This is a genomic window from Klebsiella sp. 141203 (assembly GCF_032601985.1).
Classification (GTDB): Bacteria; Pseudomonadota; Gammaproteobacteria; order Enterobacterales; family Enterobacteriaceae; genus Klebsiella; species Klebsiella aerogenes.
The window spans coordinates 58,205-79,351 of the sequence record NZ_JAQIRL010000002.1 but is presented as its reverse complement, the minus strand read 5'-3'; the positions used below and the strand labels follow the sequence as shown (position 1 = coordinate 79,351).

The window sequence follows — 21,147 nt, the reverse complement described above, 5'->3', positions numbered from 1 at the left end:
CTCTTAACCTAAAGAATTTTGCGTTTTCAATGACTGTCGGGAAACGCGTTGATAGAGATACAGCGTCGCCAGTAGCGCGCAGATTGCCGCAAAACTCATCCAGTAGCCGGGCGCCGCCTTATCCCCGGTGACTTTAATTAGCGCGGTGGACATCGCCGGCGTGAAACCGCCAAACAGAGCGGTCGCCAGGCTGTAAGCCAGAGAAAAACCAGCGACCCTGACCGACCTGGGCATAATTTCCGTCAGCGCGGGGATCATCGCGCCGTTGTAGATGCCGTAAATAAAAGAGAGCCACAGCAGCACGGACAACATCATGGCGAAGTCCGGCATGCGGGCCAGCAACGATAACGCAGGCCAACTGGTGAAAATAGCCAGCAACGTCATGCTGACCAACACGGGTTTACGCCCAAACTTATCGGAAAGCATGCCGCCGATAGGCAGCCAGATGAAATTAGAGATAGCCACCAACAGCGTGACCAGCAGGCTATCCGAGGCGCTTAATAACAGCACGTTTTTGCCAAAGGTTGGCGCGTAGACCGTGATCAAATAGAACGCGGTAGTGGTCATGGCCACCATTAACATCCCCGCGATCACCACCCGCCAGTTTGCCAGCAGAATCGTCAGCGATTGTCCTAACGTCGGATGTTCCTTACGCTCCGAATACTCCGCGGTTTCATTCAGGTTGCGGCGTAAAAAGAAGATAAAAGGCACGATCAGGCAGCCAATCGCGAACGGAATTCGCCATCCCCACTGATGCAAACTCGACTCACTGAGCAGCATATTGAGCAGATAGCCCAGTGAAGCGGCCACCATAATCGAGACCTGCTGACTGGCGGATTGCCAGCTGGTATAAAACCCTTTACGTCCTGGCGTCGCCATTTCAGCGAGGTAAACCGAGACGCCGCCCAGCTCAGCACCGGCAGAAAAACCCTGCAACAGTCGGCCGCACAGCACCAGCGCCGGTGCCCACAAACCGATAGTCTGATAACCTGGCACCAGCACGATCAGTATGGTCCCCATCGCCATAATCGACAGCGTGCCGATTAAGCCTTTGCGTCTGCCGACCTTGTCAATCCAGGCGCCTAACACCACCGCGCCCACGGGTCGCATCAAGAACCCGGCACCGAAAACGGCGAAGGTCATCATTAATGAGGCGAATTCATTTTCGGAAGGAAAAAAAGTATGGGCGATATAGGTGGCGTAAAAACCAAATAAAAAGAAGTCAAACTGCTCAAGAAAATTCCCTGAGGTCACTTGCAGGATCACTTTGGCCCTGGCGCGAAACACTGAAGTAGCGGCAGTTGCGGACATCACACTCTCCCTGATTAACTGAATAGTTAACTCTCATTAACATTTAGGTAACCGTAAGAGTGCGGGAAGTTGCGAAAGAGAATAAGCGCATTTTGCGCATCTATTGATGCGTAAGACACATTAATAAAGTCGGCTATCTACGCGACACCAACAATGACGGGGCAAAGGGTCTTACCCCCCACCCCGCCTCTTAACACTGATAGTGTGAACTCCGCTGCATTTCCCCCCAAGGCAATCCGGGCTTGAGGGGGAGTTTTAACGAAGATCGCGTACGGCGACGTGATCCATATCGTCAAAGACCTGGTTCTCGCCGACCATCCCCCAGATGAAGGTATAAGCGCGGGTACCTACGCCTGAGTGAATCGACCAGCTTGGCGAAATCACCGCCTGCTCGTTATGCATCACAATATGACGGGTCTCCTGCGGCTGCCCCATCATGTGGAAGACGCAGGCGTCCTCATCCATGTTGAAATAGAAATAGACCTCCATCCGCCGCTCATGGGTATGGCAAGGCATGGTGTTCCACAGGTTGCCCGGCGCCAGTTCGGTCAGGCCCATGCTGAGCTGACAGGTTTCCAGCACATCCGGCACGAAATACTTATTGATGGTGCGGCGGTTGCTGGTCAGGTTGTCACCCAGCGTCACCGGCGCTACATCGGCAGGGGTGACTTTCTTCGTCGGATAAGTGGTATGCGCCGGGGCGCAGTTGTAGTAAAACTTCGCCGGTTTTGCGTGGTCGATGCTGGTAAACACCACCTCTTTCGCCCCCTTACCGACGTACAGCGCCTCACGGTGGCCGATTTCATAACATTGGCCATCAACGGTAATACAACCCGGGCCGCCGATATTAATCACCCCTAACTCACGGCGTTCGAGGAAATAGCTTACCCCAAGCTGTTTACCGACTTCTCCGCCCACCGAAACGCCGCGCTGCACCGGCATGACACCGCCAACAATAATGCGGTCAATATGGCTGTACACCATGGTGTATTCGTCAGCCACAAACACTTTTTCAACTAAAAATTCATTACGCAGCCCCTGGGTATCCAGAGTTTTCGCATGCGCGCTGTGGATACTTTGTCTTACGTCCACGTTAGCCTCCAGGCAGATTCTTGAATGATAAAGCCCTCCTGCGGAGGGCGAAAATAAATTAGTGATTTGCCGATGGCGCCACGCTGGCGCCAGGCGCTTTCACCACCTGCGCGTTGCCAAAGCGTTTGGCATACAAGGCGGTAATAATCGGTACTAAAATCGCGGTGACGATGACGCTTGCCGCGACTAGCGCCGTCGCCGAAGCCGCCACCGGTTCCAAGGCCGGATTAATCTGCGCGATGATCACCGGGTTCGCGACCGCCGCGCCCGCTGCGGAAGAGGCCGCGACGCCAGCCGTCCCGTTGCCGCCGCCGATAACCCGGTCAGCAATAATCAGTGGGATACCGGTAATGATGATGACCGCCACGCCAAGCACGATCCCCAGCAGTCCGGTATCCAGAATCACGCTCAGGTTGATAGTGTTGCCCAGCGCAAAGCCAAAGAACGGAATCAGCACCGGGGTGGCTTTGCTAAAGAAAGCGCGGAAGTCGTGGTCGAGGTTACCTAAGGCAAAGCCCACCAGGAATGGCAGCACCGCGCCGATAAAATGGTGCGGCTCGAAGGAAGCCAGACCGGCGGAGCCAAGGATAACCATCGTCATCAACGGCCCGGACTCCAGCGACATCAATACAAACGCGCCGGATTCTTCTTTACTGCCGTACTGATTCATCAGGCTGGCGTACAGACCGCCGTTGGTCATATCCATTGCTGAGACAATAGCCAGCACCGACAGTCCGGCAAAGAAACCGGTCTGGACGCCATTTTCCGGAATGACCATCGCAGCGATAAAGGCCACAATCCAGGCGACGGCAATTTTGGTGATCACTAGCGTGCCGGATTTACGTAATACGGTGCCGGTGGCGCGCAAATCAATCGATGCGCCGATACAGAAAAACCACACCGCCAGGATCGGCACCGTGCCGCCAATCATGCCTTTGGTGAATGAACCAAAGTAATTACCGGTATCCGGCGCCAGGGTATTGAGAAGCGCGCCAAGCAGCAATGGGACCAGCATCATGCCGCCAGGGATACGTTCAATGGTTGCTTTGATTTTCATTTTTTATCCTCATCTCCACCCCACCTGAACGGCAAGGATGTGACTTATTCTTTCAATAGCGTTTGAAAAAATTCTTTCTGTTCATTGCATTACGAACAGATGAGAAAAGTCAGGAGTCTCAGGGTTGTGCGCACCACACTGATACCATGCCGTTATCATTGATCATGTGAAATAATGATTCAACGAAAACAAAACAGTGTTTTAGTTACCGTCATCACATATCAAAAAGAAATCGAACGATGGATGGTTTATTGAAAACAAAAGGGAGGAGTAGCCACGACGTTGCGGCAATCAAAGAAAGGATGAGATGTTAAATAGATGTTTTAGTTAGTTCCGTGACCTACGCCGGACAAAGCAAGAAATGACGGTCTTCGCTTTGTCCGGCAGGAAATGTGCGTGGATCAACTACCGCGGTAGGTAGAGTAGCCATACTGGCTCAACAACAGCGGGATATGTAGCTTTTGGTTCTGTTCGGTTACGCTGAAAATAACCGGAATGACGGGAAAGAAGGTGCTCATATTATGACTTTTAAAGTAGTCACCGGTTTTGAAGGTCACTTTATACACCCCTGGTTCCATATTATCGGCCTGCGGATAGAGCGACTTGATACGGCCATCGGCATCCGTTTTACCGCTGGCGATATGCTGCCAGCCGCTGCCCTGCTGCTTATCGAGCTCAATCTGCACCCCTTGAGAAGGCAGACCGGTCTGCTGATTGAGAATATGTACGCTTAGTGTCCCTTCCGGCGCCGCAAGCGCGCTGAAGCTCAACAACGAAATAACGGAGGCAATAATTAACTTCATGAGCGATGACCTTAATAAGCAAGTGAATGTGTCATCACTATAGTCAGCACGATGGGAAATAAAATTAAACTTTTCGTTATTAATTAACGGGTAATAGCAGCGCGGATCTACGTCAGAGGCTTGTGTTGGATGGAGGAATCGAGCGTAAGAGAAGCGATAATGGCACGCCCTACAGGATTCGAACCTGTGACCTACGGCTTAGAAGGCCGTTGCTCTATCCAGCTGAGCTAAGGGCGCACTGAGAAGCGGGAGCTTCGGGAGGTGCAATCGCGTGAAATTATACGGTCAACCTCCGGTGAGTCAATGCATTTTGCCGGGAAAAGGCAGCGGCATAGCGAGCTTGTCGATTATTAACGCGATGTCTGGTTAAGGATTGTTCGCCCCGTTCGTTCGCGACTGGCCCCTTCCGCCGCCACGGCGCGGAAAAATAGCCTGTTTTTACCTCCTCGCGGCGGAAAACCGATAAAAACGCAAACGATAACTGACAGCGGGGCTGGCTTCTGACAAAATATCCGCATCCCCCTTTCGTAAAGTGACAGATGGAATCCTCTCTCTGATGGCAGCAAAAATTATTGACGGTAAAACGATTGCGCAGCAGGTGCGCTCTGAGGTCGCGGAAAAAGTGAAGGCTCGCGTAGCGGCCGGAAAACGCGCCCCCGGGCTCGCCGTTGTGCTGGTCGGCAGCAACCCTGCGTCGCAGATTTATGTCGGCAGCAAACGCAAGGCATGTGAAGAGGTGGGCTTCGTCTCCCGCTCTTACGATCTCCCGGAAACCACCAGCGAAGCCGAGCTGCTGGAACTTATCGACACGCTTAACGGCGATAACACTATCGACGGCATCCTGGTGCAGTTGCCGCTGCCCGCCGGTATCGACAACGTTAAAGTTCTTGAGCGCATTGCCCCGGACAAAGACGTCGACGGCTTCCATCCGTATAACGTTGGTCGTCTGTGTCAGCGCGCGCCGCGTCTGCGCCCATGTACGCCGCGCGGTATCGTTACCCTGCTTGAGCGTTACAATATCGATACCTATGGCCTCAACGCGGTGGTGATTGGCGCTTCTAACATCGTCGGTCGTCCGATGAGCATGGAGCTGCTGCTGGCGGGCTGCACCACCACCGTCACCCACCGTTTCACCAAAAACCTGCGCCACCACGTCGAAAATGCCGATCTGCTGATTGTCGCGGTTGGTAAACCAGGCTTTATTCCGGGTGAATGGATTAAAGAAGGCGCCATCGTGGTGGACGTCGGCATTAACCGTCTGGAAAGCGGCAAAGTGGTCGGCGACGTGGTGTTTGAAGACGCAGCGGAACGCGCGTCCTACATTACGCCCGTGCCTGGCGGCGTTGGCCCAATGACCGTAGCGACCCTCATTCAGAATACGCTGCAGGCGTGCGAAGAGTATCACGACATTCAGGAGGCCTAAGATGGCGAATTTTTCTCTGGGCAAACACCCGCATGTTGAACTGTGTGATCTGCTGAAGCTGGAAGGCTGGAGCGAAAGCGGCGCGCAGGCCAAAATCTTTATCGCTGAAGGGCTGGTGAAAGTCGACGGCGCGGTGGAAACCCGCAAACGCTGTAAAATCGTCGCCGGCCAAACGGTGACCTTTGACGGTCAAAGCATTACCGTTATCGCCTAACCCTCTCTGGCGCCGGTCCCGGCGCCAGCGCTCTCCCGCTGGAAAATCAGAAAAATGCGGGGATGTAATTCTCAAATACCCTACTGATAATAGGCTTTTATTTGTAGAATATAAGCCAATGCCAACTATCGTCACTCATGCCGCTGTTCCACTGTGTCTGGGGTTAGGGCTGGGATGCAAAATCATTCCTCCTCGCCTGCTGCTGGCTGGCGTGGCGTTGGCAATATTGCCGGATGCCGACGTGCTGGCGTTTAAATTCGGCGTCGCCTACGGCAATATTTTCGGCCACCGCGGATTTACCCACTCTTTATTGTTCGCCTTCGTGGTTCCTTTGCTGTGCATGGTGATGGTTGGCAGGAGGTTTCACTGCGGGCCGGCGCGCAGTTGGGCATTTCTTAGCGTCTGCCTGTTATCCCATAGCCTGCTCGATGCCATCACCGATGGTGGTAAAGGCGTCGGCTGGCTGTGGCCCTGGTCCGCTCAACGCTTCTTCCTGCCCTGGCAGGTGATTAAAGTGGCGCCATTCGCGCTATCACGCTATGCCACGCCTTATGGACATCAGGTGATCCTCTCCGAGCTGCAGTGGGTCTGGCTGCCTGGTTGCGTACTGGCGTTACTACTCTGGTTGTATCGTCAATCTATTCAACGTTAAGGGATTAACATGCATAAAACGACCATCCTCGCCGCTGCAGCACTGCTGGCGGTTTCTTCCACCATTCGCGCCGAGGATCATACCAACGCCTATGCCGTCTCTTCGACCATTACCAGTATCGGCAGTTCAGTGCTGGTGAGCGGCATCATTCTCTCCCCGGTCCTGCTTCCCGCCGCGCTGATCGCCGCTTCTGTCGACAAAAATAAAGAGCAGAAAACCGCGCTGTTGACCACCAAAGATCTTAAGCAGAACACCGTCAAAATGGTGCTGCCGCTGCAGGTGGTCGAAGAGGCGGAGCTTAAAGCCGGGGACAAGCTGACGCTGGAGAAAGCCCCGGAAGGCACCGGCGCATTGCTGAAAAAAGAAGATAAAGTCCTGGCCCATATGGTGAATCAAGAGGACGCCTCGCTCTCCGCTAACCAACCGTTGTCGGCGAAATGAAGCGCCTGGCGCTCGCCTTGTGCCTGAGCGTGACATCAGTAAGCGCAACGGCCGCCAGCACCGATTGCGGCACGGGGTCGCCATCGGCGGAAACCATCGCCGCAACCATGCATCAGGCACAGTTGCTCAAACAACAATTAAATAGCGAGCCGGAAGCGGTGGTTATTTTAGTCCGCCAGGGTCAGGATATGTCCAGCCGCGGGTTAACCTGGTCCCATGCCGGCTACGCCCTGCGACAGCCCGATAACAGCTGGCGGGTTTATCATAATCTGAATACCTGCAGCACCGCGCGCTCAGCGCTGTACGTGCAGGGATTATATGAGTTTCTCGCCGATGAACTGGTTAATCAGCAGATAGCGGTTTTACGCCCGCGCGGCGAACTTAACGCCGCCTTACAAGCGCTTTTGCACAGTCCTGTCAAACTGAACCTGTTCCACAGCCCGCGCTATAACCTGATCGCCTGGCCCTTCTCCGGGCCGTATCAGAACTCTAACGGCTGGCTGCTGGAAGTCTTTGCCCGAGCGGGCGATAGCAATATCTGGTCACGTGAACAGGCCAGACATTGGCTCTTACAGCAGGGTTATCAACCCTCGTTAGTTAAGGTCACGCTTTTCGAACGCCTTGGGGCAAAAATGGTTGCCAACAATGTTTTTACCGACGATCAGCCGGAACAACTATTGGCAAATGGCAAAGTAGGTTTAAACAGCGGCGATAGCGTTATTCAGTTTATTGCCCGTTACAGCCGCAAAATATCCTCCTGCCAGCATCTGAATCTGCCCGAATCCGTATGCGTTTTTCAGCCCACACCACTGGAAGTCAGTCCCTAACGCAAAAAGGCCACGCAAGCGTGGCCTTTTCATTAGCAATGGCGCTTACTTACGACGCCAGGTGGTACCCTGCGGACCATCCTCCAGCACGATACCCATCTCGTTAAGACGGTCGCGCGCCGCATCCGCCGCCGCCCAGTCTTTCGCTTTACGCGCATCCAGACGCTGTTGGATAAGCCCTTCGATTTCCGCCACTTCGCCATCATCGGCCTGCGCGCCGCTCTGCAGGAAAGCGTCCGGTTCCTGTTCAAGCAGACCCAGCACCGATGAGAGCTTACGCATATGGGCCGCCAGCGCGTTCGCGGCAGCCGCGTCTTCCGTTTTCAGACGGTTTACTTCACGCGCCATATCGAACAGTACCGAATAGGCTTCCGGGGTGTTGAAGTCGTCATCCATTGCTTCGATAAAGCGTGCTTCGAAGGCTTCGCCGCCCGCAGGCTGTGCGGATTTGTCGGTCCCGCGCAGCGCGGTGTACAGACGCTCCAGCGCCGAACGCGCCTGCTTGAGGTTCTCTTCGCTGTAGTTCAACTGGCTGCGATAGTGGCCGGACATCAGGAAGTAGCGGATGGTTTCGGCATCGTAGTACTTCAGCACATCGCGGACGGTGAAGAAGTTACCCAACGATTTCGACATTTTCTCGCGATCGACCATCACCATTCCGGAGTGCATCCAGTAGTTGACGTATTCGCCGTCGTGGGCGCAGGTCGATTGCGCGATTTCGTTTTCGTGATGCGGGAACATCAGATCCGAACCGCCGCCGTGAATATCAAAGTGATTACCCAGCTGTTTGCAGTTCATCGCCGAGCACTCAATGTGCCAGCCCGGACGCCCTTCGCCCCACGGAGACGGCCAGCTCGGCTCGCCCTCTTTCGACATCTTCCACAAGACGAAGTCCATTGGGTTACGCTTGACGTCAACCACGTCGACGCGAGCGCCCGCCTGCAGCTGGTCGAGATCCTGGCGCGACAACAGACCGTAGTTAGGGTCGGTTGGTACGTCGAACATCACGTCGCCGTTATCCGCCACATAAGCGTGACCACGGGCGATCAGCTGCTCGGTGATTTCGATAATTTCGGCGATATGGTGGGTGGCGCGCGGCTCGTTGTCCGGGCGCAGAATGTTGAGGGCATCAAAATCTTTGTGCATTTCAGCGATCATGCGATCGACCAGCGCGACAAAGCTTTCGCCGTTTTCATTAGCGCGCTTAATGATTTTATCGTCGATATCGGTAATGTTGCGCACGTACTTCAGCTTGTAACCAAGGAAGCGCAGGTAGCGAGCGACAACGTCGAAGGAGACGAAGGTGCGGCCATGGCCGATATGACAGAGATCGTAAACGGTAATTCCACACACGTACATGCCAACTTCCCCGGCATGAATAGGTTTAAATTCTTCTTTTTGGCGCGTCAGTGTATTAAAAATTTTTAACATCGAAGATTCCGTGTAGACGTGTGTGGATATAAGTCGCTTATTCTAACCCTAATTCAAACCGGAAGCAGCACACATTGCAAGGTGCATCGACCCCCGCGGTTATGCTATAACAGCCACCTATGTCATACCCAACCTTGGGTTCAGCACTACAATCATCGGAACAGGATGCAAAAATGGTTACTTTCCACACCAATCATGGCGATATCGTAATCAAAACGTTTGACGACAAAGCGCCGGAAACAGTTAAAAACTTCCTGGACTACTGCCGCGAAGGTTTCTACGACAACACCATTTTCCACCGTGTTATCAACGGCTTCATGATTCAGGGCGGCGGTTTTGAACCGGGCATGAATCAGAAAGCGACCAAATCTCCGATTCAGAACGAAGCCAACAACGGTCTGAAAAACACCCGTGGTACGCTGGCGATGGCCCGTACCCAGGCGCCGCACTCCGCCACCGCGCAGTTCTTCATCAACGTGGTCGACAACGACTTCCTGAACTTCTCTGGCGAAAGCCTGCAGGGTTGGGGCTACTGCGTCTTTGCCGAAGTGGTTGAAGGTATGGACGTGGTCGACAAAATCAAAGCGGTTGCCACCGGCCGCAGCGGCATGCACCAGGATGTGCCGAAAGAAGATGTTGTGATCAAAAGCGTCACCGTCAGCGAATAATTCGTGGCGACACTTTTTATTGCAGACCTGCATCTGCAAACAGAAGAACCGGCGATCACCGCCGGTTTTCTGCGCTTTTTAGCCGGCAGCGCCCGCGAAGCGGAAGCGCTGTATATTCTCGGCGACCTGTTCGAGGCCTGGATCGGCGATGACGATCCGAACCCGCTGCATCAGCAAATCGCTTCGGCCATCAAAGCCGTCGTCGACGCCGGCGTACCCTGCTACTTCATCCACGGCAACCGCGATTTTCTCGTCGGCCAGCGCTTCGCCCGCCAGAGCGGCATGATCCTGCTCACTGAAGAAGAGCGGCTGGATCTCTATGGCCGTGAAGTGTTGATTATGCATGGCGACACCTTATGTACCGATGACCCCGGTTACCTGGCGTTTCGCGCTAAAGTCCACACCCCGTGGATCCAACGTCTGTTTCTCGCCCTGCCGCTGTTTATCCGCCGCCGCATCGCCGCCAAAATGCGCGCCGATAGCCAAGCCGCCAACAGCAGCAAAGCGATGGAAATTATGGATGTGAATCCGCAGGCGGTAATTGACGCGATGGAGCGGCATCAGGTGCAGTGGCTGATTCACGGCCATACCCATCGCCCGGCCGTCCATGAACTGCTGGCCAACGGGCAGCCCGCGTGGCGCGTGGTCCTCGGCGCGTGGCACAGCGAAGGGTCAATGGTTAAAGTCAGCGCCGACGGCGTCGAACTCATCTATTTCCCGTTTTAATCCCCCAGGCACAATTCCGAAAACCTTCTTCTGAAGGGGAGAATGACTGACGCTATTTGTTCTCCGCATGCTAGCCTTTGGCTAAATCTCACTCAAGGAACGAGTATGAAAAAATGGAACCAGCCTCTGGTGTGGGGAATGATAGTCGCTTTCATCTGCTCGCTAGGCGCAAGTTTTATGGCGTTAATCGGCGTATTTATAGGCAACTCGCTTAATTTTGTCTGGTGCGCAGTACTGCTATGGGTGCTCTATTTTTATGCACTTTATCGGTTCTTCACCCGTCCTCCTGAAGACCCTTTTATCCAAAACTTTGTCTTAATTTTAGGGATCCTTACGGTGTTATTTTGGGGAGTGGGATTTATGTTGATATGTGCCTATTATGCCAGTAAGACAAAAGCTAAAAACCAACTTATGTCATCACGCACAAATGCGTCTAATAGTGACTAACTCAGGGAATGAGTATGAAAAAATGGAACCAGCCCCTAATCTGGGGATTGATTATTTCAATTATTAGTCCACTTGGCGTCAGCTATTACGGTTTGGTTTTCCTGTATATAGCTGGCACATATGCTGTGATTTTATATGCGATGTTTCTATGGTTGCTCTGGCTCTATGCGATTTACCTGCTCTTTACCCGCCCACATGATAGCCGCTTTGTACAAATATATATGCTAATTATGGGCGTCCTTATGCTGCCCTGGGGGTTGGTGCTGCTTATCACCTGTATCATGAATGAGATAAAGGCAAATAAACAACGTACTTCATCGTCGACAAGCGAGACAAAAGACGGCTAATCACGCAGACGCAACCGTTTTCCTTGCCGGGATATCGTGCTATTCTCTGTGGCCTCTAAAGCAGTGTGAAGCACACCCACAGGAGTTTTCAGACGCATGTCTTCCCGCAATAATCCGGCGCGTATCGCCATCGTGATGGGGTCCAAAAGCGACTGGGCTACCATGCAGTTCGCCGCAGAAATCCTTGATACCCTGAACGTTCCGCACCATGTTGAAGTGGTCTCCGCCCACCGTACGCCCGATAAACTGTTTAGCTTCGCCGAAGGCGCGGAAAACAACGGTTATCAGGTGATCATCGCCGGTGCGGGCGGCGCGGCGCATTTGCCGGGCATGATTGCAGCGAAAACTCTGGTGCCGGTGCTCGGCGTGCCGGTTCAGAGCGCAGCGTTAAGCGGCGTTGACAGCCTCTACTCTATCGTTCAAATGCCACGGGGCATCCCGGTCGGCACGCTGGCCATCGGTAAAGCCGGCGCCGCTAACGCCGCCCTGCTCGCCGCGCAAATTCTCGCCCAGCATGATGCCGAGCTGCACCAGCGCCTGAGCGCCTGGCGTCAGGCGCAGACCGATGAAGTGCTGGATAACCCGGACCCGCGAGGTGCGGCATGAAACAGGTTTGCGTCCTCGGTAACGGACAGTTAGGCCGCATGCTGCGTCAGGCCGGTGAACCGCTGGGTATCGCCGTCTGGCCGGTCGGTCTCGAAGCCGACCCGGAAGCGGTGCCATTCCAGCAAAGCGTCATCACCGCTGAAATCGAACGCTGGCCGGAAACCGCCCTGACCCGCGAACTGGCGCGCCATCCGGCTTTCGTCAACCGCGACGTTTTTCCGATCATCGCCGACCGCCTGACCCAGAAACAGTTGTTCGACAAACTTGGCCTCGCCACCGCGCCGTGGCAGCTACTGGCGGATAAAAGCGAGTGGCCCGCCGTGTTTGCCCGTCTGGGCGAGCTGGCTATCGTCAAGCGCCGCGTCGGCGGCTACGATGGCCGCGGGCAGTGGCGTCTACGCGAGAACGAAACCGCACAACTGCCGGATGATAATTACGGCGAGTGTATCGTCGAGCAGGGAATTAACTTCTCCGGCGAAGTGTCGCTGGTTGGTGCCCGCGGCCGCGACGGCAGCACGGTGTTTTATCCGCTGACCCGCAACCTGCACCAGGACGGCATTCTGCGCGCCAGCGTCGCCTTCCCGCAGGCCAATGCGCGCCAGCAGGCGCAGGCCGAAAGCATGCTGACGGCGATCATGAACGAGCTCGACTACGTGGGCGTGATGGCCATGGAGTGCTTCGTCACCGCCGAGGGACTACTGATCAACGAACTGGCGCCGCGCGTGCACAACAGCGGCCACTGGACGCAAAACGGCGCTTCCATTAGCCAGTTTGAACTGCATCTGCGCGCCATTACCGATTTACCGCTGCCGCCGCCGGTGGTCAATAGCCCGTCGGTGATGATCAACCTGATCGGCAGCGATCTGAACTACGACTGGCTGAAACTGCCGCTGGTGCATCTGCACTGGTACGACAAAGAAGTCCGTCCGGGGCGTAAAGTCGGGCACCTGAATCTAACCGACAGCGATACCGATCGCCTGAGCGCCACGCTGGAAGCGCTAAAACCACTCCTGCCGGTTGAATACGCCAGCGGCGTTTTCTGGGCGCAGTCGCAGCTTAATTAAGCCATTCGTGCCGGGGATTTGATCTATCCCCTTCCCCGGCACGCCCTTCGGCGCGTAGAATCCCCACCTCGCAGTAAGCACATCTGGTTTTAACTCAAAAGGACGACCCATGGAAAATGGGACACACTATCGCGCCATCCTCTGCGCGGATACGCCGCTTATCGACGTTCGCGCGCCGGTGGAATTCCAGCAAAGCGCGATGCCCGCGGCGATTAACCTGCCGCTGATGAACGACGAAGAACGCGCCGCCGTCGGTACCTGTTACAAGCGCCAGGGGCCGGAAGCGGCATTATCCCTCGGCCATAAGCTGGTCGATGGCGACCTGCGCGCCAGCCGCCTGAAGGCGTGGCTGACAGCCTGCGCCCGCTATCCACAGGGTTATCTGTGCTGCGCCCGCGGCGGCCAGCGCTCGCATATCGTGCAGCAGTGGCTGCGGGAAGCGGACGTCGATTATCCGCTGATTGTCGGCGGCTACAAAGCGCTACGCCAGGCGGCAATACAGGCTACCGAGGAGCTGGTACAGCGCCCCATCGTGCTGATTGGCGGCTGCACCGGCAATGGCAAAACCCAACTGGTTTGCTCGCGCCCGGACGGTATCGATCTTGAAGGTCATGCCCACCACCGCGGTTCGTCATTTGGCCGTACGTTGCAGCAGCAACACCCGCAGGCGACGTTCGAAAACCATCTGGCGGTCTCCCTGCTTAAAAAGGCGGAACAACAAACACGTTGGGTGCTGGAAGATGAAGGCCATATGATCGGCGCGAACCACCTGCCGGAGTGCTTGCGCATCCGCATGGCGCAATCGCCGCTGGCGGTGGTGGAGGATCCCTTTGACGTTCGTCTCGAACGGTTGCGCGAAGAGTACTTCGATCGTATGCATCGCGACTTTATTACCGCCTATGGCGAAGAGAAAGGCTGGCAGGAATATAGCGAGTATCTGCATCATGGGCTGTTTGCCATCCGGCGTCGGCTGGGGCTACAGCGCTTTGCCCAGTTAACCGAACTGCTCGACGCGGCGCTGTTGCAGCAGCAGCGTTCCGCCAGTACCGAGGCGCACTTCGCCTGGCTGGTACCGCTGTTGAATGAATACTACGACCCGATGTATCGCTATCAGTTGGGGAAAAAAGCCGGAAAAATCATTTTTCGCGGCAACTGGCAAGAGGTCGCCGCCTGGCTGGCGAAGTAGTTCCCCCAACCAGACGGCTTCCCGGGTAGCGGCTGGCGCCTTACCCGGGCTACCCCCGCTTAACGCAGCGCAAGCCGGGGAAATTCCCGGCTTGCGGCAACTCATCGTCAGAAGTCGTAGCGCAGACGCACCAGGTTCATATCGCCCAGATCATCGGTGCTGGAGGTAAACACGTGCTCGTAATCAACACGGAAACCGTAATCCAGCTGGAAGCTAATACCCAAACCGTTATCAATACGCTGATAGTTGCGGCCATTCACATACTCCAGGCGGTCGCCCATAAAGTACGGCTGAATAGATTTAACAGCGTATTGATTGATCGGGAATTTATAGCCGGCAAAGTATTCAATACCCCAGGCATCGCCGGCGAAGTAGTTATGAACATCGGTTTTCTTGGTAGTCAGGAAGTTCTGATACCAGCCGCCGCCGAAGGAGAAAGTCCAGTTATCCGGGGTCCAGCTCAGCGCGGTACCAACAATATTCTGGTCATAGGTTTTGCTATCGGAGCTTGACGGGTCGCGCATTTCGGCGCGGGTGTAGTTCCACGCGGTACCCCAGGTCAGGTCCTTCATGATGTGGTAATCCGCACCGATAGAACCGCCGCCTTTACGCTTGTAGCGTAGGCCATTACCCGGCAGATATTCGCTATCTTCAAACAAATAGGATCCGTACAGATCGACATCGCCCACGGTTTTCTTATATTTCAACATATTGCGTGAACGATAAGAACCATCGTAGTCGCCATTGATACCGTTACCCGGGGCCTGACCAATCATATCGTAGTCCCAGATATCGGTTTTCACGCCGACGACATCATAGTAAATACTGTTCTGCTGACCGTAGGTTAAGGTACCCCAGGTATCACTCTTCAGACCGGTATAGAGCATACGACGGGAGGTATTGTTCGCCCCTTCCGCGTAGTGATTGTCCCAATCGAACAGCGCCGGAATATTGACGCCCAGTTCGTAGTAGCTAATCCAGCTAATATCATCAAACAGATAGTAATCAGCTGCGAAACGGAAACGGGTGCCGCCATCGAAACCGTTACGCTTGTAGGAACCTTTATCGCCATCGCCGGTCATCATATTGAACTGCGGACGAATACTGCCGCCGACGGTAAAGTTAAGGCGACTTAACGGATCGCCCGCCTGCGGATCTTGTTTCAGCAGCGTAATCTCAGCCTGGGATGCAAAAGAGGTTAACGCTAATGCTGCGCCGATCGAGATCGCCAGCGCTTTTATTTTATGTGCCATGCTTTTTCCTTGAGTAATAAGCAACCTTATATTTGCCAGTTGAATATTAACTGCGAATTAGCACGACGTGTTGTTGGTTTTTTAATGTTTTGTGCGCTTAAAAATCAAGGAATTATCATTTTGTGCCGTTAAAATAAAAGCGCCACGAAATTGCGCGGCGCTTCATAAAAATGAAATCTATTTACTGGTTAAATTGTCGGAATAACGCTTTGCCTTTTAATAAGCGTAATCCCAACCATCCGCCGCATAATGATAATAAAATAGCGCCTGAGAGTGGCAGCATAACCCACAGCCGCCAGTCCGGCGTCCATGGGAAATCAAACACTTTTGTTTGCAGCATCGCCAGCGCCACCTCGGCGCCAATGGCCGCCACCAGCCCCGACACCACGCCAAGCAGGGCGAACTCCGCCCACAGCGTGGTACGCAGCAAGCTTTTTCCAGCCCCCAGCGTCCGCCAGACGACCAGCTCCTGATGCCGCTGACGCATCCCGACCTGCACCTGAGCCAGCAGCAGTAATACGCCGCAGGCGGTGACCAGCACCACCATGACTTCCAACGCCCGACTTACCTGCGTCAATACCTGGCCGACCTGGCGCAGGATGGCGCCGATATCCAGCAGGCTAACGGTGGGGAACTCGCGGTTAAGCTGGGTCAGCATCGCGTTGCCATTATCCCAGCGGAAGCTGGTGAGCCAGCTTTGCGGCTGCCCATCCAGCGCCCCTGGCGGGAAAATAAAGAAGAAGTTTGGCCGCAGGCTCTCCCAGTCAACTTTGCGCACGCTGGTCACCTTAGCGTTAAATTGCTGGGTGTCGCCGGTAAAGGTGACGCTATCACCGATCCTGACGCCCAACCGCTGCGCCAGCCCCTCTTCAATTGACACCTCGCCCGCCTTCGGCGGCCAGCTTCCGGCCACCAGCGGATTATGATCCGGGCGCTGCTCGCTCCAGGTGAGATTCAGTTCGCGATTCAGCGCTTCGTCTTTATTCCCTTCCGTCGTCTGACCGTTAATCTGCGTCAAACGCGCGCGCACGATGGGATAAAACTCCGCCGCCCGGATCTGGTGTTCGGCCAGGAATGTCTTCACCGGCACAACCTGTTCGGGAGCGATATTAATCAGGAAGTAGTTCGGGCTTTCCGGGGGTAACTGCTGCTGCCAGCGTTCGAGCAGATCGCCGCGTAACACCAACAGCAGAGCCAGCAGCATAAACGACAGTGAAAACGCCGCCAGTTGGCTCAGCGTTGACCACGGCTGGCGCAACAGGCGGTTCACCGCCAGGCGTAGCGGTAACGCTTTCAGCGTTAAGCGCTTGAGCAACCACAGCAAGGCCCAGCCTACCAGCCCGCACAGCAGCGCCAGCACCAGCGCCCCGACCAGCACCGACCATAGCAGCGGACTACCGCCCATCAGCCAGGCTAGTCCGCCCACGACAACCGCGCAGACCACGGGAATATAGTGTTTCAGCGGCCAGACGTTAGCCACCACATCTTGCCGTAATACCCGTAGCGGCAGGGTCGCCAGCAGCAGCCGATAGGGCCGCCAACCAACCAGCAGCGAAATTACCATCATCGCGCCGATAGCCCATAGCCACGGCCAGCCGCTGGCCGGCGGCAGCGCGGCGGGCAGCACCGGTTTAAGCATCAACAGCAGGGCTTTTTCCAGCAGCAGCCCCATCGCACCCCCCGCCGCTACCGCCAGCGCCAGCAACATCAGCCACTGACCGACGATAAGTTTACGTAGCTGCGCCCGCCCGGCGCCCAGCGTCTTAAGGATGGCGACCAAATCATAGCGGCTGCGGCAGTAATGCCCCATCGCGACCGCTACCGCAGCGACCGCCAGCAGCAACGTTAATAACGCGGACAGCAGCAAAAATTGCTGCGAGCGTTCCAGCGATTTCCCCAGCGCGCTATCATCCTGCTCCAGACCGATCCAGCGATGTTCCGCGCCAAGTTTCGGCAGCAGCCACCGCTCGTAAGCCGCCAGTTGCTGCGCGCTACCGGCGAACTTATAGCGCCAGGAGACGCGGCTGCCGGGCTGTACTGCGCCGGTTTTCGCCACGTCGGCGATATTCATCAGCAGCCGCGGCGCCATCTGGAAGGGGTTGAAGCCGGCGTCAGGCTCCTGAATGACCTCGCCAGCGATGCGCAAAGTAGCGTCGCCAACATCAATGTTATCGCCGGTTTTTAGATTCAGCAGCGCCATCAGCCTTGGGGCCAGCAGGACGCTGCCGCGCTGCGGTTTTAATCCCGCCGGAGCGGTCTCCAGCGTGCCGTACAGCGGGTAGCTATCATCAACCGCCTTCACGTCCGCCAGCTGCGGGGTATCCACAGCGAAAGTCATGGTGGCGAAGCTCAGCTGTTCGCCCACGGTTAACCCTAGCGTACGCGCCTCGGCGATCCACTCGGCGGGCACTTCGCGCGAACTGCGCAGAGTGCGATCCCCGGCCATAAAATCGCGGCTTTGCTGGCTCAACCCTTTTTCCATACGGTCGCTGATTGAGCCCAGCGCCAACACGCAGGCCACCGCCATGCTTAATGCCAACCAGACGATGAGCAGCGAAGGCGAGCGCCATTCGCGCCAGAACCAGCGGGCTATCATGCTTCCTCCTGCAACTTGCCATCCACCAGGCGTAAGCGACGATCGCAGCGCGCCGCCAGTAGCGGATCGTGGGTCACCAGAATCAGCGTGGTGCCGTGTTCGCGGTTAAGCGAAAACAGCAGATCGGCGATTTTATCACCGGTGTGACGGTCAAGATTGCCGGTCGGCTCATCGGCAAACAGCAGCGCCGGACGGCCGTTAAAGGCGCGGGCCAGCGCCACCCGCTGCTGCTCGCCGCCGGAAAGCTGGGCCGGCAAATGGTGCAGGCGTTTGCCAAGCCCCAGCTGTTCAAGCAGCGCGCGCGCATCGCCACGGCTCTGGCTATCGCTGGCGCCGCGCAGCAATGCCGGCAGCTCGACGTTCTCAAGGGCGTTTAACGTCGGAATCAACATAAACGATTGAAAGACAAAACCTACGTGCTTTGCGCGTAGCGTCGCCCTCGCCTCTTCATCCATCTGATGCAGCGGTTGCCCCAAAAGAGACACTTCGCCGCTGCTCCCATCATCAAGCCCGGCGAGAATGGCCAGCAACGTGGATTTCCCGGAACCAGACTCGCCAATCAGGGCGATGGTTTGCCCCGGTTTGACAACCAGCTCAACTCCGGTAAGGATGGACAACTGATGCTCTCCCTGACCGACGGATTTCTTAAGATGATGAACTTCAAGTATGTTTTCCGCTGGCATTTGCCTTTCCTGTTTATGGTTCTGTTTACTTGTCGCGCGATGGCGGCGGATACGCTGTTAGTGCTTGGCGATAGCCTGAGCGCCGGCTATCGAATGGCGGCCAATACGGCCTGGCCTGCTCTGCTCAACGACAAGTGGCAGGCCAAAACGACAGTGATCAATGCCAGTATCAGCGGCGACACCTCGCAGCAGGGACTGGCGCGCCTGCCGGCGCTACTGAAGCAGCACCAGCCGCGCTGGGTGCTGGTGGAGCTGGGCGGCAACGACGGGCTGCGCGGTTTCCCGCCGCAGCAAACGGAGCAGACGCTGCGCACCGTTATTCAGGATATCAAAGCGGCGAAGGCCCAGCCGCTGCTGATGCAAATACGCCTGCCCGCTAACTATGGGCGCCGTTATAATGAAGCCTTTAGCGCGATTTATCCGCAACTGGCCAAAGAGTTCGATATTCCTCTGCTGCCCTTTTTTATGGAGGAGGTTTATCTCAAGCCACAATGGATGCAGGACGACGGCATTCATCCTAATCGCGATGCGCAACCGTTTATTGCCGACTGGATGGCAACCCGGTTGGCTCCCTTAGTTAATCATGACTCCTGAACGCCGGGAGTCATTCACAGGTAAAGTTATGCAAAAATCGGTTTTAGTTACAGGATGTTCCAGCGGGATTGGCCTCGAAAGCGCCCTTGATTTAAAGCGCCAGGGCTTCCGCGTACTGGCCGCCTGCCGTAAGGGGGAGGATGTCGCTCGTATGCAGGAACTGGGTCTGACCGGTATTTTGTTGGATCTTGATGACCCGCAAAGCGTCGAAAATGCCGCCGCCGAAGTCATCGCACTGACCGATAACCGCCTGTATGGCCTGTTCAATAATGCAGGCTACGGCGTCTATGGCCCGCTCACCACCATCAGCCGTCAGCAGATGGAACAGCAGTTTTCCGCCAACTTTTTTGGCGCCCATCAGCTCACCATGCTGTTGCTGCCCGCCATGCAGCCGCACGGCGAAGGCCGCATCGTGATGACCTCTTCGGTGATGGGCCTGATTTCCAGCCCCGGTCGCGGCGCCTATGCCGCCAGTAAATACGCGCTGGAGGCGTGGTCCGATGCGCTGCGTATGGAACTCCGCCACAGCGGCATAAAAGTCAGCCTGATTGAGCCTGGGCCAATCCGCACCCGCTTTACCAACAATGTTAACCAGACCGGCGACAAGACGGTAGAAAATCCCGGTATTGCCGCGCGCTTTACGCTCGGCCCGGAGGCGGTGGTGGAAAAAGTGCGTCATGCCTTCGTCAGCGACAAACCGAAACTGCGCTATCCGGTGACGCTGGTCACCCACGCTGTAGGCTGGTTAAAACGCCTGCTACCGGCCCGTGCGATGGACAAAATTATCCAGGGCTGAGTTGAAGCGCTGAATGTCGCCCCCATCTAAAACAGAAATCGACCAACGAGATACGCTCATGTCCGAACAGAATATTGTCAATATTACCGAAGCTAATCTGCAGCAGACGCTGCAGCAATCCATGAATGCGCCGGTGCTGTTTTACTTCTGGTCCGCCCGCAGCCAGCACTGCGAACAGCTGACGCCGGTGCTTGAGCGCCTGGCCGCCCAATACCACGGTCAGTTTACGCTGGCGAAAGTAGATTGCGACGCGGAGCAGATGCTGGCCTCGCAGTTTGGTCTGCGCGCGATCCCAACGGTGTATCTGTTCCAGAACGGCCAGCCGGTAGATGGTTTTGAAGGCCCGCAGCCGGAAGAAGCCATCCGCGCCCTGCTGGATAAAGTGCTGCCGCGCGAAGAAGAATTGAAAGCGCAGGAAGCGCTGGCGCTGATGCAGGAAGAAAAATACGCCGACGCGCTGCCGCTGCTGAAAGAGGCCTGGCAGTTGTCTAACCAGGATAGCCAGATTGGCCTGCTGCTGGCGGAAACGCTAATTGCCCTGCAGCGTTCCGATGAGGCCGAAGGTGTGCTGAAAACCGTGCCGCTGCAGGATCAAGACACCCGTTATCAGGGGCTGGTGGCACAGATTGACCTGCTTAAGCAGGCCGCTGATACCCCGGAAATCCAGCAACTTCAGCAGCAGGTCGAGCAGAACCCGGACGACGCGGCGCTGGCGTCTCAGTTGGCGTTGCAGCTGCACCAGGTCGGGCGCAACGAAGAAGCGCTGGCGCTGCTCTTCACGCATCTGCAAAAAGATTTAGGCGCCGGCGATGGCCAGGTGCGCAAAATGCTGCAAGAGATCCTCGCGGCGCTCGGCACCGGCGACGCCCTGGCGGCGAAGTACCGCCGCCAGCTGTATTCACTGCTGTATTAATCAGAGGCGCTGACCCG

General features: G+C 55.9%; 23 protein-coding genes and 1 tRNA gene. 15 read left to right on the top strand and 9 right to left on the bottom strand.

Annotated elements, in window-relative coordinates:
• Window positions 1-3 precede the first annotated feature (3 nt).
• The 5 genes from PGR29_RS08060 to PGR29_RS08040 form a co-directional block, all read right to left on the bottom strand.
• A complete protein-coding gene (locus tag PGR29_RS08060) occupies window positions 4-1,311 on the bottom strand; it encodes an MFS transporter (RefSeq protein ID WP_087860327.1) in 1,308 nt (435 codons plus the stop codon).
• 255 nt (window positions 1,312-1,566) lie between these two features.
• Window positions 1,567-2,403, bottom strand: coding sequence for a 5-dehydro-4-deoxy-D-glucuronate isomerase (kduI, locus tag PGR29_RS08055; protein WP_087860328.1), 837 nt, complete (start codon window positions 2,401-2,403; stop codon window positions 1,567-1,569).
• A 58-nt stretch (window positions 2,404-2,461) separates the two neighbouring features.
• Entirely contained in the window at window positions 2,462-3,460 is a 999-nt protein-coding gene (gene kdgT, locus PGR29_RS08050) for a 2-keto-3-deoxygluconate transporter (protein WP_316424370.1), read from the bottom strand.
• Between the two features lie 401 nt (window positions 3,461-3,861).
• Window positions 3,862-4,263, bottom strand: coding sequence for a hydroxyisourate hydrolase (gene uraH / locus PGR29_RS08045; protein WP_015367872.1), 402 nt, complete (start codon window positions 4,261-4,263; stop codon window positions 3,862-3,864).
• 160 nt (window positions 4,264-4,423) lie between these two features.
• Window positions 4,424-4,500, bottom strand: a tRNA-Arg gene (locus PGR29_RS08040).
• A 319-nt stretch (window positions 4,501-4,819) separates the two neighbouring features.
• Here PGR29_RS08040 and folD point away from each other — a divergent pair.
• From folD to PGR29_RS08015, 5 genes are all read left to right on the top strand, one after another.
• Window positions 4,820-5,686 carry a bifunctional methylenetetrahydrofolate dehydrogenase/methenyltetrahydrofolate cyclohydrolase FolD gene (folD, locus tag PGR29_RS08035; RefSeq protein WP_087860332.1) on the top strand — a complete coding sequence of 289 codons (867 nt, stop codon included), beginning with the start codon at window positions 4,820-4,822 and terminating at the stop codon, window positions 5,684-5,686.
• 1 nt (window position 5,687) lies between these two features.
• Window positions 5,688-5,900 (top strand): ribosome-associated protein YbcJ, encoded by a 213-nt coding sequence (gene ybcJ / locus PGR29_RS08030; protein WP_015367876.1) that lies wholly within the window; start codon window positions 5,688-5,690, stop codon window positions 5,898-5,900.
• Between the two features lie 118 nt (window positions 5,901-6,018).
• Entirely contained in the window at window positions 6,019-6,552 is a 534-nt protein-coding gene (locus PGR29_RS08025) for a metal-dependent hydrolase (protein WP_316424369.1), read from the top strand.
• A 9-nt stretch (window positions 6,553-6,561) separates the two neighbouring features.
• Window positions 6,562-6,993, top strand: coding sequence for an STM0539 family protein (locus PGR29_RS08020; protein ID WP_113373776.1), 432 nt, complete (start codon window positions 6,562-6,564; stop codon window positions 6,991-6,993).
• The gene (locus PGR29_RS08015; RefSeq protein WP_316424368.1) at window positions 6,990-7,820 is read left to right on the top strand and encodes a DUF2145 domain-containing protein; all 831 of its coding nucleotides are present in this window, start codon (window positions 6,990-6,992) and stop codon (window positions 7,818-7,820) included. The genes PGR29_RS08020 and PGR29_RS08015 overlap by 4 nt, the downstream gene beginning before the upstream one ends.
• A 45-nt stretch (window positions 7,821-7,865) precedes the next feature.
• On the opposite strand, the gene cysS is transcribed toward PGR29_RS08015, so the two are convergent.
• A complete protein-coding gene (gene cysS, locus PGR29_RS08010; RefSeq protein ID WP_045393462.1) occupies window positions 7,866-9,251 on the bottom strand; it encodes a cysteine--tRNA ligase in 1,386 nt (461 codons plus the stop codon).
• A gap of 173 nt (window positions 9,252-9,424) precedes the next feature.
• Here cysS and ppiB point away from each other — a divergent pair, with 173 nt between their 5' ends.
• From ppiB to mnmH, 7 genes are all read left to right on the top strand, one after another.
• Window positions 9,425-9,919 (top strand): peptidylprolyl isomerase B, encoded by a 495-nt coding sequence (ppiB, locus tag PGR29_RS08005; RefSeq protein ID WP_015367878.1) that lies wholly within the window; start codon window positions 9,425-9,427, stop codon window positions 9,917-9,919.
• A gap of 3 nt (window positions 9,920-9,922) precedes the next feature.
• Window positions 9,923-10,645: a UDP-2,3-diacylglucosamine diphosphatase gene (lpxH, locus tag PGR29_RS08000; protein ID WP_316424367.1), complete on the top strand. Its 723-nt coding sequence runs from the start codon at window positions 9,923-9,925 to the stop codon at window positions 10,643-10,645.
• A gap of 105 nt (window positions 10,646-10,750) precedes the next feature.
• The gene (locus tag PGR29_RS07995; RefSeq protein ID WP_316424366.1) at window positions 10,751-11,092 is read left to right on the top strand and encodes a hypothetical protein; all 342 of its coding nucleotides are present in this window, start codon (window positions 10,751-10,753) and stop codon (window positions 11,090-11,092) included.
• An 8-nt stretch (window positions 11,093-11,100) separates the two neighbouring features.
• Window positions 11,101-11,439: a hypothetical protein gene (locus PGR29_RS07990; RefSeq protein WP_113373773.1), complete on the top strand. Its 339-nt coding sequence runs from the start codon at window positions 11,101-11,103 to the stop codon at window positions 11,437-11,439.
• 96 nt (window positions 11,440-11,535) lie between these two features.
• Window positions 11,536-12,045: a 5-(carboxyamino)imidazole ribonucleotide mutase gene (gene purE, locus PGR29_RS07985; protein ID WP_087860339.1), complete on the top strand. Its 510-nt coding sequence runs from the start codon at window positions 11,536-11,538 to the stop codon at window positions 12,043-12,045.
• Window positions 12,042-13,109 (top strand): 5-(carboxyamino)imidazole ribonucleotide synthase, encoded by a 1,068-nt coding sequence (gene purK / locus PGR29_RS07980; RefSeq protein ID WP_316424365.1) that lies wholly within the window; start codon window positions 12,042-12,044, stop codon window positions 13,107-13,109. The genes purE and purK overlap by 4 nt, the downstream gene beginning before the upstream one ends.
• Before the next feature lie 109 nt (window positions 13,110-13,218).
• On the top strand, window positions 13,219-14,295 hold the full coding sequence (gene mnmH, locus PGR29_RS07975) for a tRNA 2-selenouridine(34) synthase MnmH (protein ID WP_316424364.1): 1,077 nt from the start codon (window positions 13,219-13,221) through the stop codon (window positions 14,293-14,295).
• Window positions 14,296-14,402: 107 nt separating this feature from the next.
• Here mnmH and PGR29_RS07970 read toward each other — a convergent pair whose 3' ends face one another.
• The 3 genes from PGR29_RS07970 to ybbA form a co-directional block, all read right to left on the bottom strand.
• The gene (locus PGR29_RS07970) at window positions 14,403-15,548 is read right to left on the bottom strand and encodes a porin (RefSeq protein WP_087860342.1); all 1,146 of its coding nucleotides are present in this window, start codon (window positions 15,546-15,548) and stop codon (window positions 14,403-14,405) included.
• A 181-nt stretch (window positions 15,549-15,729) separates the two neighbouring features.
• Window positions 15,730-18,144, bottom strand: a complete 2,415-nt coding sequence (ybbP, locus tag PGR29_RS07965; RefSeq protein WP_316424363.1) for a putative ABC transporter permease subunit YbbP — start codon at window positions 18,142-18,144, stop codon at window positions 15,730-15,732.
• A complete protein-coding gene (gene ybbA, locus PGR29_RS07960; protein ID WP_047049495.1) occupies window positions 18,141-18,827 on the bottom strand; it encodes a putative ABC transporter ATP-binding protein YbbA in 687 nt (228 codons plus the stop codon). The genes ybbP and ybbA overlap by 4 nt, the downstream gene beginning before the upstream one ends.
• On the opposite strand from ybbA, the gene tesA reads away from it, so the two are divergent.
• The 3 genes from tesA to PGR29_RS07945 are packed head-to-tail and all read left to right on the top strand — an operon-like array spanning window position 18,795 to window position 21,130.
• The gene (gene tesA, locus PGR29_RS07955) at window positions 18,795-19,421 is read left to right on the top strand and encodes a multifunctional acyl-CoA thioesterase I/protease I/lysophospholipase L1 (RefSeq protein ID WP_087860429.1); all 627 of its coding nucleotides are present in this window, start codon (window positions 18,795-18,797) and stop codon (window positions 19,419-19,421) included. The genes ybbA and tesA overlap by 33 nt on opposite strands.
• Window positions 19,411-20,217, top strand: a complete 807-nt coding sequence (locus PGR29_RS07950) for an SDR family oxidoreductase (protein ID WP_162750175.1) — start codon at window positions 19,411-19,413, stop codon at window positions 20,215-20,217. Before tesA ends, PGR29_RS07950 begins: the two co-directional genes overlap by 11 nt.
• A gap of 58 nt (window positions 20,218-20,275) precedes the next feature.
• Window positions 20,276-21,130 carry a co-chaperone YbbN gene (locus PGR29_RS07945; protein ID WP_087860345.1) on the top strand — a complete coding sequence of 285 codons (855 nt, stop codon included), beginning with the start codon at window positions 20,276-20,278 and terminating at the stop codon, window positions 21,128-21,130.
• Window positions 21,131-21,147: the final 17 nt, after the last annotated feature.

What these genes read in the sequence shown, in the direction of transcription:
- cysS (WP_045393462.1), bottom strand. Translation starts at nt 9,251, where the DNA reads ATGTTAAAAATTTTTAATACACTGACGCGCCAAAAAGAAGAATTTAAA.
- purK (WP_316424365.1), top strand. Translation starts at nt 12,042, where the DNA reads ATGAAACAGGTTTGCGTCCTCGGTAACGGACAGTTAGGCCGCATGCTG.
- ybbP (WP_316424363.1), bottom strand. Translation starts at nt 18,144, where the DNA reads ATGATAGCCCGCTGGTTCTGGCGCGAATGGCGCTCGCCTTCGCTGCTC.
- PGR29_RS08025 (WP_316424369.1), top strand. Translation starts at nt 6,019, where the DNA reads ATGCCAACTATCGTCACTCATGCCGCTGTTCCACTGTGTCTGGGGTTA.
- mnmH (WP_316424364.1), top strand. Translation starts at nt 13,219, where the DNA reads ATGGAAAATGGGACACACTATCGCGCCATCCTCTGCGCGGATACGCCG.
- tesA (WP_087860429.1), top strand. Translation starts at nt 18,795, where the DNA reads ATGATGAACTTCAAGTATGTTTTCCGCTGGCATTTGCCTTTCCTGTTT.
- PGR29_RS07950 (WP_162750175.1), top strand. Translation starts at nt 19,411, where the DNA reads ATGACTCCTGAACGCCGGGAGTCATTCACAGGTAAAGTTATGCAAAAA.
- PGR29_RS08015 (WP_316424368.1), top strand. Translation starts at nt 6,990, where the DNA reads ATGAAGCGCCTGGCGCTCGCCTTGTGCCTGAGCGTGACATCAGTAAGC.
- PGR29_RS08020 (WP_113373776.1), top strand. Translation starts at nt 6,562, where the DNA reads ATGCATAAAACGACCATCCTCGCCGCTGCAGCACTGCTGGCGGTTTCT.
- kdgT (WP_316424370.1), bottom strand. Translation starts at nt 3,460, where the DNA reads ATGAAAATCAAAGCAACCATTGAACGTATCCCTGGCGGCATGATGCTG.
- ybbA (WP_047049495.1), bottom strand. Translation starts at nt 18,827, where the DNA reads ATGCCAGCGGAAAACATACTTGAAGTTCATCATCTTAAGAAATCCGTC.
- ppiB (WP_015367878.1), top strand. Translation starts at nt 9,425, where the DNA reads ATGGTTACTTTCCACACCAATCATGGCGATATCGTAATCAAAACGTTT.
- uraH (WP_015367872.1), bottom strand. Translation starts at nt 4,263, where the DNA reads ATGAAGTTAATTATTGCCTCCGTTATTTCGTTGTTGAGCTTCAGCGCG.
- PGR29_RS07995 (WP_316424366.1), top strand. Translation starts at nt 10,751, where the DNA reads ATGAAAAAATGGAACCAGCCTCTGGTGTGGGGAATGATAGTCGCTTTC.
- folD (WP_087860332.1), top strand. Translation starts at nt 4,820, where the DNA reads ATGGCAGCAAAAATTATTGACGGTAAAACGATTGCGCAGCAGGTGCGC.
- purE (WP_087860339.1), top strand. Translation starts at nt 11,536, where the DNA reads ATGTCTTCCCGCAATAATCCGGCGCGTATCGCCATCGTGATGGGGTCC.
- PGR29_RS07990 (WP_113373773.1), top strand. Translation starts at nt 11,101, where the DNA reads ATGAGTATGAAAAAATGGAACCAGCCCCTAATCTGGGGATTGATTATT.
- ybcJ (WP_015367876.1), top strand. Translation starts at nt 5,688, where the DNA reads ATGGCGAATTTTTCTCTGGGCAAACACCCGCATGTTGAACTGTGTGAT.
- PGR29_RS07970 (WP_087860342.1), bottom strand. Translation starts at nt 15,548, where the DNA reads ATGGCACATAAAATAAAAGCGCTGGCGATCTCGATCGGCGCAGCATTA.
- PGR29_RS07945 (WP_087860345.1), top strand. Translation starts at nt 20,276, where the DNA reads ATGTCCGAACAGAATATTGTCAATATTACCGAAGCTAATCTGCAGCAG.
- PGR29_RS08060 (WP_087860327.1), bottom strand. Translation starts at nt 1,311, where the DNA reads ATGTCCGCAACTGCCGCTACTTCAGTGTTTCGCGCCAGGGCCAAAGTG.